The following is a 12,016-nucleotide window of genomic DNA, read 5'->3' on the forward strand; positions in this document are numbered from 1 at the left end:
CTCACCAATTTCAATACCCTGTTGCTGGTTACCGTGTGCATCGCCCTGGGCGCGACCCTGTGGTGGTCGCAGCGCGCCCTGGAGCGCCCCTATTTATTAATGGAGCGCTATCTGTCGCTGTCGCAGCAATTCCAGAACCAGGCGGCGCGCAATATCCAGGACTACCTGAGCAGCGGCGACGCCCTGCGCCATGCCACGGCGCTGCAGACCACCGCCGCCCTGCAGGGTGAACTGGAGCAACTGCCGGCAGAGCTTGCCGAGCGCCTGCGCCCGAGCCTGGACAACCTGCAGCGCTTCACCGCCAACGAGTTGCTGGGCGCCGGCAAGCTGGCCGGCGACCCGCAGGCCCTGTTGCTGCAGGCCGAACGCGAACTGGGTGCGAGCCTCGAGCAACTGGCCAACTATGCCCAGAGCAGCACCAGCAGCGATGCCGGGCGCTATTCGCCGCTGCTGTTCAACGCCTCCCTGCACCTGTCGCGGCTATCCCTGGCGCGGGACAAAATGGTCAGCAGCGGCCGCAGCGAACTGGCCGATGAAGTCGAGCGCGAACTTGCGCAGATCGCCGCCCAGGCGCAGTTACTCGAACAATTGCCGCTGCTGGGGGTGACCGCCAGCAGCGCTTCGAGCGCCGACGACTTTGCCGCGCTGATGGGCCTGGAGACCCAGGCCAGCACAGCGACCGAAGACACCGGGGTGGCGCTCAAACGCGAACTCAACAGCCTGATCAAGCGCTACCCCGGCGAGCTGCAGCGCACCCGCGAGCAGATCCAGCAACGCAGCGCCCTGGCCAGCAGCACCTTCGAGCGCATCGGCGCCGTGCAGCAGGCCATCGCCGAGCTCGAACCCAGTGTGCGTAGCCAGCATGCCGCCATCCAGGGCGAAGTGCGGGTGATCCAGGGCCTGATGATCGGTTTGATCCTGCTGATCGCACTGCTTATCGACACCCTGCAGCGGCGCCTGGCGCGGGTGCTGACCAACCTCGCGCCGGCACTCTCGCGCTGGGCCGAGGGCGACTTCAGCCAGGCCATTGCCCTGGGCCGCAGCAACCGTGAAATGCATGATATCCAGGACTCGCTCAACCGCCTGCGGGTCTACCTGGTCGAGCTGGTCGGCACCATCCGCCACAACGCCGAGCAGGTCGCTGGCAGCAGCCACGCCCTGGCCGGCATGAGCAGCGCCCTGCACGACGGCGCCGAACGCCAGGCCGGCGACACCGCGCAAATCCGTGATGCCCTCGGCGAGCTGGAGGCGACCATCCTCCAGGTCGCCGGCGACGCCAGCCAGGCGGCCGACGCCAGCCACGACGCCGGGCGTGCGGTCGAGCAAGGCCAGGCAGTGATAGGCCAGAGCCTGACCGGGCTGCGGGCGCTGGTCGACGAAGTACAGGGCAACGCGCAGATGATCGAACAACTGGCCGAGGAATCGGCGACCATCGGCGGCGTGCTGACGGTGATCCGCTCGATTGCCGAGCAGACCAACCTGCTGGCCCTCAATGCCGCGATCGAAGCGGCGCGGGCCGGGGAAATGGGCCGTGGCTTTGCCGTGGTTGCCGAAGAAGTACGCTCCCTGGCCCTGCGCACTACCGGCGCTACCGGTGAGATCCAGACCTTGATCGGGCGCCTGCAGCAGGCGGCCCGCGAATCGGTTGAAGGCATGCGCGCGCAACTCGAACATGCCGAGGCCACCGCTGACCAGGCCCAGGCGGCGGATGGCGCGCTGGATGAAATTGTCGCGGCAATCCAGACCATCTCGGCCACAGCGGTACGGATTGCCGATGTCACCGCCCAGCAGAGCGGCGCGGTGAGCGAGATTCGTGACCACAGCGAGCGGATTCATGGCTTGGGTGAAGACAACTTGCAACGTATTGGTGAAGGGCGTGAGCAGGGTGAGCAGTTGCTTCGCCTGGGTGGCGAGTTGAATACGGCGGTGCGGGCCTTTCGCCTGTGAGGATGTGTCGCGGCGATCCGACTTGACCCGCGATGAAGGCAACAGGGCTGCAAAGTCCGTTATCATGCAGGCACTTTTGTACTGCGAGACCGCCATGCGCCGCCTGCTTTGCCTCCTGTTTCTGCTCCTGGCCTTGCCCGCCGTCGGCGCCGGCCTGCTCGACAATCGCCCCAGCGCCACCCTCGGCGCCGCGTCGCTGAACAACAGCAGCGACTTTCTGCCAGTGCACGAAGCCTTCAAGCTGAGCCTGGTCGAGGATCAAGGGCAAAGCCTGAAACTGCGCTTCGTCGCCGCCGACGGTTACTACCTGTACCGCCACCGCTTCCAGTTTCGCAGCGAGCCTGCCGACATAGCCCTGGGCACGGCGCAGATCCCCCCGGGTGAAGCCAAGCACGATGAGTTCTTCGGTGACGTCGAGGTCTATCACGGCATCCTCGACATCGAAATTCCCCGCCCGGCCAACGAACAACGCCCCTTCACCTTGCTGGTGGGCTACCAGGGCTGCGCCGACAAGGGCCTGTGCTACCCGCCGGAAACCGCACGCCTGAGCATCGATGGCATCACCAGCAGTGCGCCGCCAGCTACCACCACGGTCGCCAAGGCCGGCCGGGACTGGCAAGGCCTGCTGCTGTTCTTTCTCGCCGGCGTCGGCCTGACCTTCACCCCGTGTGTGCTGCCGATGCTGCCGATCCTCTCTGGCGTGGTGTTGCGCGGCCAGGTCGGTGGCGTACGCGGTTTTGCCCTGTCGCTGGCCTATGTACTGCCGATGGCTGCCTGCTTTGCCCTGCTCGGCGCGCTGATGGGCCTGTTCGGTGCCGGCCTCAACCTGCAGGCACGCTTGCAGTCGGCCTGGGTGCTGGTGCCGTTTGCGCTGTTCTTCGTGCTGTTTGCCCTGGCCATGTTCGGCCTGTTCGAGCTCAAATTGCCGCATGCCATCAGTAGTCGCCTGGAACGTCTGGTCGGCCAGACCAAGGGCGGATCGCTGATGGGTGCGGCGATCCTCGGGGTGTTCTCCAGCCTGCTGGTATCGCCGTGCGTGTCGGCGCCACTGGCCGGCGCCCTGCTGTATATCAGCGCCAGCGGCGATGCCCTGGGGGGTGCATTGAAGCTGTTCGCCCTGGGCCTGGGCATGGGCGCGCCACTGCTGCTGATCGCTACCGGCGGTGCGGCCTGGCTGCCGAAAAGCGGGCCATGGCTGGTAACGGTGAAAAACGCCATCGGCGTGCTTTTGCTGGGCCTGGCCATTGGCCTGCTCAGCCGCGTGCTGCCGGGGCAGGTCACGCTGCTGCTGGTCGGCCTGCTGGCCGCCGGTACCGCGGTGTTCCTTGGCGCCCTGGAGTTCACGGTGAAAACCACCCGGCAGCGCCTGGCGCAGCTGCTCGGCCTGGCCCTGCTGTTCTATGGGTTGACCTGCTGGTACGGCGCCTTGAGCGGGCAGACCGACCCGCTGCGCCCGCTGCCTCAAGCCAGTAACGCCAGTACTGGTGCAAGCGCCCAGGCCAGCAGCGCCAGCGCCTGGCAGACCCTCACCACCCCGGCGGCGCTGGACAGCGCCCTGGCCGCCGCCAAGGCCGCCGGCCAGCCGGTGCTGCTGGACTGGTACGCCGACTGGTGCATCAGTTGCAAGGTGATCGAGCACGAGGTGCTCAATGCACCCGCAGTGCTAGCACAACTGAAGGACTACCAGTTGCTGCGCTTCGATATCACAGAAAGCAACGCTGAACAGCGCGCCCTGCTCGACCGCTACCAGCTGTTCGGCCCGCCAGCGCTGTTGTTCTTTGCCGCGAACGGCAGCGAAATCACCGCCGATCGTGTGGTTGGCGAGATAAACGCCGGCGAATTTGCCGAGCATCTGACGCGCATTCGCGCCGATCTGGGTCTATAACTTCTTCGGGCCGCTAAAAAGCCGCTTTCGATGACCGAAATTAATAAATTAGTCACATATTTAGCGTGAATATCGGTCATCGTGCTGGCTATTGCTGGTAACTGGACAGTGCCCGCCGGTTTACGGCATAGTCGCCGCGCAAAGTTTCCTAACGATAAAAAGGAACCACAGATGGCAACGCTACTGGTGCTGCACGGCCCCAACCTGAACCTGCTCGGCACCCGCGAACCGGGCGTCTATGGCGCCGTGACCCTGGCCCAGATCAACCAGGACCTGGAGCAGCGCGCCCGCGCCGCCGGCCATCATCTGCAATACCTGCAAAGCAACGCCGAGTACGAATTGATCGACCGCATTCATGCCGCGCGCAGCGAAGGTGTGGACTTCATCCTGATCAATCCGGCGGCTTTCACACATACAAGTGTCGCATTACGTGACGCGTTGCTGGCGGTGAGCATCCCATTCATCGAAGTGCATCTGTCCAACGTGCACAAACGCGAACCTTTTCGCCATCACTCCTACTTCTCTGATGTCGCCGTAGGAGTGATTTGCGGCCTGGGTGCCAGCGGTTATCGCCTGGCCCTGGAGTCTGCCCTGGAACACCTGGCTGCTAACGCAAAGCCCTGATGACGAGAACCTGGCCTATGGGCCGGGGCTCACAAGAAACGTTTGCTAACACGTTTTTATATTTACGCCCCTGACCGAACCTTGGGAGTTGATGATTAATGGATATCCGTAAAGTCAAGAAACTGATCGAACTGCTGGAAGAATCTGGCATCGACGAGCTGGAGATCAAGGAAGGCGAGGAATCCGTACGGATCAGCCGCCACAGCAAGACTCCAGCCCAGCAGTACTACGCTCCGGCTCCAGTCGCCGCTCCTGTTGCCGCACCAGCCGCCGCCCCGGCCGCTGCCGCCGCTCCAGCCGAAGCTGCCGCACCAAAACTGAACGGCACCGTTGCCCGTTCGCCAATGGTCGGTACCTTCTACCGCAAAGCCTCGCCTGCCTCGCCAGCCTTCGTTGAAGTCGGCCAGACCGTGAAGAAAGGCGACACCCTGTGCATCGTCGAAGCCATGAAGATGATGAACCACATCGAAGCTGAAACCAGCGGTGTGATCGAATCCATCCTGGTAGAAGACGGTCAGCCGGTTGAGTTCGACCAGCCGCTGTTCACCATCGTTTGAACCGCGGAGAGCCAACGATGTCTGCGAAGCTGGAAAAAGTCCTGATTGCCAACCGCGGGGAAATTGCCCTGCGGATCCTGCGTGCCTGCAAAGAGCTGGGCATCAAGACCGTCGCCGTACACTCCACGGCTGACCGCGAACTGATGCACCTGGGCCTGGCAGACGAGTCGGTCTGCATCGGTCCTGCTTCGGCCAGCCAGTCCTACCTGCACATTCCGGCCATCATCGCCGCGGCTGAAGTGACCGGCGCTACCGCCATTCACCCAGGCTACGGTTTCCTCGCGGAAAACGCCGATTTCGCCGAGCAGGTCGAGAACTCCGGTTTTGCCTTCATTGGCCCCAAAGCCGACACCATTCGCCTGATGGGCGACAAGGTTTCGGCCAAGGACGCGATGATCAAGACTGGCGTTCCGACCGTGCCAGGTTCCGACGGCCCGCTGCCGGAAGACGAAGAAGAAGCCCTGCGCATCGGCCGTGAAGTCGGCTACCCGGTGATCATCAAGGCCGCCGGTGGCGGTGGTGGTCGCGGCATGCGCGTGGTGCACAAGGAAGAGGACCTGATCGCCTCGGCCAAGCTGACCCGCACCGAAGCTGGCGCAGCCTTCGGCAACCCGATGGTCTACCTCGAGAAGTTCCTGACCAACCCACGTCACGTGGAAGTCCAGGTCCTGTCCGACGGCCAGGGTAACGCCGTGCACCTGGGTGACCGCGACTGCTCGCTGCAGCGCCGCCACCAGAAGGTACTGGAAGAAGCGCCGGCACCGGGCATCGATGAAAAAGCCCGCCAGGAAGTCTACAAGCGCTGTGTCGATGCCTGCATCGAGATCGGCTACCGTGGCGCCGGCACCTTCGAGTTCCTCTACGAGAACGGTCGTTTCTACTTCATCGAAATGAACACCCGTGTTCAGGTGGAGCACCCGGTTTCGGAGATGGTCACCGGTATCGACATCGTCAAGGAGATGCTCAGCATCGCCGCTGGCAACAAGCTGTCGTTCACCCAGGATGACGTGGTGATTCGCGGTCACTCGCTGGAGTGCCGGATCAACGCCGAAGACCCGAAGAAGTTCATCCCGAGCCCAGGCACGGTCAAGCATTTCCACGCCCCGGGTGGCAACGGCGTTCGCGTCGATTCGCACCTGTACAGCGGTTACGCAGTTCCACCGAACTACGACTCGCTGATCGGCAAGCTGATCACCTACGGCAAGGACCGCGACGAAGCCATGGCACGCATGCGCAATGCCCTGGACGAGATCGTCGTCGACGGCATCAAGACCAACATCCCGCTGCACCGCGACCTGGTGCGTGATGAAGGTTTCTGCAAAGGCGGCGTCAACATTCACTACCTGGAACACAAACTGGCTAGCCAGGAGTGATTCGCCAGTGATGTAAAAAAGACCCCGGTCCCGTGACCGGGGTCTTTTTTTGGGGCTCCCACAGGGTTCCCACAAACCCCTCGCACTCAAGTAAACTGGCGGGCTTCTCGCAGCCTCGGGCTGCCCCTGTAGATTTTTCCAAAGGTGCCCGCCATGCCTTGGCTGCAAGTACGTCTGGCCATCAGCCCGGAACAAGCCGAAACCTATGAAGATGCCCTGCTCGAAGTAGGCGCCGTTTCGGTCACCTTCATGGATGCCGAAGATCAGCCGATCTTCGAACCGGACCTCAACACCACCCCGCTGTGGTCGCATACCCACCTGCTGGCACTGTTCGAAGCCGATACCGACGCCAGCGCGGTGTTCGCCCACCTGCAGTTGCTGACCAGCGCCGAACTGCCGGAGCACCAGGCCGAAGTCATCGAAGACCAGGATTGGGAACGCAGCTGGATGGACAACTTCCAGCCGATGCGTTTCGGCCAGCGCCTGTGGATCGTGCCAAGCTGGCACGCGGCACCGGAGCCTGAGGCGGTCAACCTGCTGCTCGACCCGGGCCTGGCCTTCGGCACCGGCACCCACCCGACCACCGCACTGTGCCTGGAATGGCTCGACGGCCAGGACCTGAAAGACACCCAGGTGCTCGACTTCGGTTGCGGCTCGGGCATCCTCGCCATCGCCGCGCTGCTGCTCGGTGCCCGTGAAGCGGTCGGTACCGACATCGACGTGCAGGCCCTGGAAGCCTCGCGCGACAACGCCGGACGCAATGGCATCGCCGACGAGAAATTCGCCCTGTACCTGCCCGAGCACATGCCGGCCATGCAGGCCGACGTACTGGTCGCCAACATCCTCGCCGGCCCGCTGGTCTCGCTGGCCCCGCAACTGTCCGGGCTGGTACGTCCGGGTGGCCTGCTGGCGCTGTCGGGGATTCTCGCCGAGCAGGGTGATGAAGTTGCCGCGGCCTACGCCAAGGACTTCGACCTCGACCCGATCGCCGTACGCGATGGCTGGGTACGCATCAGTGGTCGCCGCCGCTAAGTGCGCCTAGAATAACCTTCTGCATAACCCGGACCGCCGCATGACCGACAGTTTCGTCACCCAGTGCCCGCATTGCCAGACCAGCTTTCGCGTCAGCCACAATCAGTTGAGCGTGGCCCGCGGCATGGTGCGTTGCGGCGCCTGCCTGCAAGTGTTCAACGCCGCCCGGCAACTGCTGGAGCAAAGCGCGGCGCAGAACCCGCCTGCAGCGCCGGTGCCGGTCGAGCCAGTGGCGGAGCCCGCAAAAGCACCGAACCAGCACGAGTGGAGCGCCGCCGAGCTGGACCTCGACCAGCTCGACCTCGATCAGGAGCTGGCGCGCCTGGAACAGCGCGAAATCCAGCCGACCACCGAGTTCAAGGCCGCTGCACCACGCGAAGAGAGCCTCAGCGCGCACCGCGACAGCCCCGAGCAAGACGACCAGCACTGGCCCGACAGCCTGTTCAGCAGCCCGGCCGCCGAGCGCGAGCAACTCAGTGCCGAGCTCGACGCGCCGCAACCGCCGCTGATCGAGCAGGAAGCCCTGGACCTCGCGCCGGCACCCGGCGAGCGTACCGAGCCGTCGCTGTCGCTGGATGCCATCGATGACGACCTCGACGCCCCGCTGGCACCTGCCGCTGCGCTACGCGCCGATGATGACGAACTGCCCGGCGAGCGTCTGTCGGCGCGCGAGCCTGAGGACCCTCTGGACAGCCCCGAACCCGAGTTCGACGAGCGCCGCGAACCGGGCCTGGGCCCGGTCAGCAACCGCCCGGCGCGCAAGGAGCCGCTGCTCGACCTGGTCGACGATCCGATCCAGCTCGACTGGCAGAAGCCCAAGGTCAACTGGGCCCGGCGCCTGCTGTGGATCCTGTTGATTTTGCTGGCCGCTGCGGCCCTGGCCGGCCAATACATCTGGTACCAGTTCGACGAACTGGCCCGCCAGGACCGCTACCGCCCGTGGTTCCAGGCGGTCTGTCCGACCGTCGGTTGCCAGGTGCCGTCGCGGGTCGATATCGCCCGGATCAAGAGCAGTAACCTGGTGGTGCGCAGCCACCCGGACTTCAACGGCGCCTTGATCGTCGATGCGATCATCTACAACCGGGCGCCCTTCGCCCAGCCGTTCCCGCTGTTGGAGCTGCGCTTTGCCGACCTCAATGGCCAGTTGATCGCCAGCCGCCGCTTCAAGCCCACCGAGTACCTCAGCGGTGAACTGGCCGGCAAGGGCGAAATGCCCAGCCAGACGCCGATCCACATCGCCCTGGACATCCTTGATCCGGGCCCCAAGGCGGTCAACTACAGCCTGTCGTTCCGGTCGCCGGAATAGTCGGCGAGCGGCAAGCTGCAAGCGTCAAGCCACAAGGAAAAGCAGCCCCATGCGCTGATCCGTTTTTGCTTGCGGCTTGAAGCTTGCAGCTTGAAGCTCAAAGCCAACTGTTCAGATTTTATCCAAATCGATCTTTATCCGGTCACCGAGAGCGGGTATCATGCCAACCCTTTTTCGAACTCTAAGATCGGCCCCCACAACAGGGAACTCCTATGTCGGCGGTACGCATCGGCCCATACACACTGCAGAACGCCCTGATCCTCGCGCCCATGGCCGGGGTCACGGACCAGCCCTTTCGTCAGTTGTGCCGACGAATGGGTGCAGGCCTGGTGGTGTCGGAGATGGTCAGCAGCGACATGAGCCTGTGGAACAGCCGCAAGTCGCGCCTGCGCATGATTCACGAAGGTGATCCCGAGCCGCGCTCGGTACAGATCGCCGGCGGTGACGCGCAGATGCTCGCAGCGGCGGCCCGGGCCAACGTCGAGGCCGGCGCGCAGATTATCGACATCAACATGGGCTGCCCGGCAAAAAAAGTCTGCAACAAGGCCGCAGGCTCTGCTTTATTGAAAGATGAAGCCCTGGTCAGCGAAATCCTCCACGCGGTGGTTGCCGCCGTGGACGTGCCGGTCACGCTGAAGATCCGCACTGGCTGGGACAGGGCCAACAAGAACGGCCTGACTGTGGCGAGGATCGCCGAGCAGGCCGGGATCCAGGCACTGGCGGTACATGGACGCACACGCGCCGACCTCTACACCGGTGAAGCCGAATACGACACCATCGCGGCGATCAAGCAGGCGGTGTCGATCCCGGTTTTTGCCAATGGCGATATCACTTCGCCAGAAAAAGCCCGGGCGGTGCTGGATGCCACCGGTGCCGACGGTCTGCTGATTGGCCGGGCTGCCCAAGGGCGGCCATGGATCTTTCGCGAGATCGAGCATTACCTGCGTACCGGCGAAAAACTGCCGGCACCGCAGCTGGACGAAGTGGAACGAATTCTGCTGGAGCACCTGACCGCGTTGCACGCCTTCTATGGCGATGTGATGGGCGTACGTATCGCCCGCAAGCACGTTGGTTGGTACCTGGCAACGCTACCGGGCGCCAAGGAGTTTCGCGCCCAGTTCAACCGTTTGGAAGACACGCAAGCGCAGTGCGCCAACGTTCGCGGCTTCTTCAGCGAGCGTGAACAGAGCCTTGAGACAGAGGACGGACAAGGGGTGGCCGCATGACGATGATGACCGAGACTTTAGTGAGTGGAACAACGCCCGTGAGCGACAACGTCAACCTGAAACAGCACCTGAATACGCCGAGCGAAGAGGGTCAGACCCTTCGCGGCAGTGTGGAAAAGGCGCTGCACAACTATTTCGCCCATCTGGAGGGCGCGGCCGTCACGGACGTGTACAACCTGGTGCTCTCGGAAGTCGAAGCGCCGTTGCTCGAAAGCGTAATGAACTACGTCAAGGGCAACCAGACCAAGGCCAGCGAGCTGCTCGGGCTCAACCGCGGCACCTTGCGCAAGAAACTCAAGCAGTACGATTTGTTGTAAGCAAGCATCCAAACCAGAAAAGGCGGCTCCCATTCGATGAGGTCGCCTTTTTTGCTGACTCCACCGCGTTATGGAATCTGAAATGACCGACCAGACTACCCGCCTGCCGATCCGCCGCGCCTTGATCAGCGTCTCCGACAAGACCGGGATCCTTGAATTCGCCCGTGAGCTGCAACAGCTCGGCGTCGAGATCCTGTCCACCGGCGGCACCTTCAAGTTGCTCCAGGACAATGGCGTTGCCGCGGTGGAAGTTGCCGATTACACCGGCTTCGCCGAAATGATGGACGGCCGGGTCAAAACCCTGCACCCGAAAATCCACGGCGGCATCCTCGGCCGTCGCGGTACCGACGACGCCATCATGGCCGAGCACGGGATCAAGCCGATCGATCTGGTCGCGGTCAACCTCTACCCGTTCGAAGCCACTATCTCCAAGCCGGGCTGTGACCTGCCGACCGCCATCGAGAACATCGACATCGGCGGCCCGACCATGGTCCGCTCGGCGGCCAAGAACCACAAGGACGTCGCCATCGTGGTCAACGCCAGCGACTACGGCCAGGTCCTGGAAAGCCTCAAGGCCGGTGGCCTGACCTACGCCCAGCGCTTCGACCTGATGCTCAAGGCATTCGAGCACACTGCAGCCTACGACGGCATGATCGCCAACTACATGGGCACCGTGAACCAGGCCGCTGAAACCCTCAGCACCGAAGGTCGCAGCGAATTCCCGCGGACCTTCAACAGCCAGTTCACCAAGGCCCAGGAAATGCGCTACGGCGAGAACCCGCACCAGAGCGCGGCGTTCTATGTCGAGGCCAAGCCGGCCGAAGCCGGCATCGCCACCGCGGTGCAGTTGCAGGGCAAGGAGCTGTCGTACAACAACGTGGCCGATACCGACGCCGCGCTGGAATGCGTGAAGAGCTTCGTCAAGCCGGCCTGCGTCATCGTCAAGCACGCCAACCCGTGCGGCGTGGCGGTCAGCCCCGACGCTGAAGGCGGTATCCGCCAGGCTTACGAGCTGGCGTACGCCACCGATACCGAATCGGCGTTCGGCGGCATCATCGCCTTCAACCGCGAACTGGACGCCGAAACCGCCAAAGCCATCGTCGAGCGCCAGTTCGTCGAAGTGATCATCGCCCCGAGCGTCAGCGACGAAGCCCGCGCCGTGGTGGCGGCCAAGGCCAACGTGCGCCTGCTGGCCTGCGGCGAGTGGTCGGCAGAACGTGCCGCTGCCTGGGACTTCAAGCGCGTCACCGGCGGCCTGCTGGTACAAAGCCGCGACATCGGCATGATCACCGAGGGCGACCTGAAAGTGGTCACCAAGCGTGCGCCGAGCGAGCAAGAAATCCACGACCTGATCTTCGCCTGGAAAGTGGCCAAGTACGTCAAGTCCAACGCCATCGTCTACGCCAAGAACCGCCAGACCATCGGTGTCGGCGCCGGCCAGATGAGCCGCGTCAACTCCGCCCGTATCGCTGCGATCAAGGCCGAGCACGCCGGCCTGCAGGTTCAGGGCGCGGTCATGGCATCGGACGCGTTCTTCCCGTTCCGTGATGGCATCGACAACGCTGCCAAGGTCGGCATCACCGCGGTGATCCAGCCAGGTGGCTCGATGCGCGATGCCGAAGTCATCGCCGCCGCTGACGAAGCTGGCATTGCCATGGTCTTCACCGGCATGCGTCACTTCCGTCACTGAGTGAAGCAGCGACAAGCTCCAAGCTGCAAGCTGCAAGAAAAAGCGCATCGCGTCGCATC

Annotated in this window: 10 protein-coding genes; all 10 read left to right on the forward strand. The window is 63.6% G+C overall.

Annotated elements, in window-relative coordinates; translation table 11 throughout:
* Nucleotides 1-1,167 precede the first annotated feature (1,167 nt).
* Nucleotides 1,168-1,947, forward strand: coding sequence for a methyl-accepting chemotaxis protein (locus BLR26_RS27610; protein ID WP_371128661.1), 780 nt, complete (start codon nt 1,168-1,170; stop codon nt 1,945-1,947).
* A 94-nt stretch (nt 1,948-2,041) separates the two neighbouring features.
* Nucleotides 2,042-3,832 carry a protein-disulfide reductase DsbD gene (locus BLR26_RS00305; RefSeq protein ID WP_093387168.1) on the forward strand — a complete coding sequence of 597 codons (1,791 nt, stop codon included), beginning with the start codon at nt 2,042-2,044 and terminating at the stop codon, nt 3,830-3,832.
* Nucleotides 3,833-4,003: 171 nt separating this feature from the next.
* Entirely contained in the window at nt 4,004-4,456 is a 453-nt protein-coding gene (gene aroQ, locus BLR26_RS00310) for a type II 3-dehydroquinate dehydratase (protein ID WP_028945755.1), read from the forward strand.
* Between the two features lie 98 nt (nt 4,457-4,554).
* A complete protein-coding gene (gene accB, locus BLR26_RS00315; RefSeq protein ID WP_093376528.1) occupies nt 4,555-5,013 on the forward strand; it encodes an acetyl-CoA carboxylase biotin carboxyl carrier protein in 459 nt (152 codons plus the stop codon).
* Between the two features lie 17 nt (nt 5,014-5,030).
* A complete protein-coding gene (gene accC, locus BLR26_RS00320; protein WP_045197008.1) occupies nt 5,031-6,386 on the forward strand; it encodes an acetyl-CoA carboxylase biotin carboxylase subunit in 1,356 nt (451 codons plus the stop codon).
* A gap of 153 nt (nt 6,387-6,539) precedes the next feature.
* A complete protein-coding gene (gene prmA / locus BLR26_RS00325; RefSeq protein ID WP_093376532.1) occupies nt 6,540-7,418 on the forward strand; it encodes a 50S ribosomal protein L11 methyltransferase in 879 nt (292 codons plus the stop codon).
* Between the two features lie 40 nt (nt 7,419-7,458).
* The gene (locus BLR26_RS00330) at nt 7,459-8,724 is read left to right on the forward strand and encodes a DUF3426 domain-containing protein (protein ID WP_093376537.1); all 1,266 of its coding nucleotides are present in this window, start codon (nt 7,459-7,461) and stop codon (nt 8,722-8,724) included.
* A 212-nt stretch (nt 8,725-8,936) separates the two neighbouring features.
* Nucleotides 8,937-9,950, forward strand: a complete 1,014-nt coding sequence (gene dusB / locus BLR26_RS00335) for a tRNA dihydrouridine synthase DusB (RefSeq protein ID WP_045197001.1) — start codon at nt 8,937-8,939, stop codon at nt 9,948-9,950.
* Complete coding sequence (gene fis / locus BLR26_RS00340; protein ID WP_003186237.1) at nt 9,947-10,267, forward strand: DNA-binding transcriptional regulator Fis; 321 nt, start codon at nt 9,947-9,949, stop codon at nt 10,265-10,267. Before dusB ends, fis begins: the two co-directional genes overlap by 4 nt.
* Nucleotides 10,268-10,349: 82 nt before the next feature.
* The gene (purH, locus tag BLR26_RS00345; protein ID WP_045196998.1) at nt 10,350-11,957 is read left to right on the forward strand and encodes a bifunctional phosphoribosylaminoimidazolecarboxamide formyltransferase/IMP cyclohydrolase; all 1,608 of its coding nucleotides are present in this window, start codon (nt 10,350-10,352) and stop codon (nt 11,955-11,957) included.
* Nucleotides 11,958-12,016: the final 59 nt, after the last annotated feature.

Origin of the sequence: Pseudomonas sp. UC 17F4, assembly GCF_900101695.1 — a bacterium.
Taxonomy (GTDB): Bacteria; Pseudomonadota; Gammaproteobacteria; order Pseudomonadales; family Pseudomonadaceae; genus Aquipseudomonas.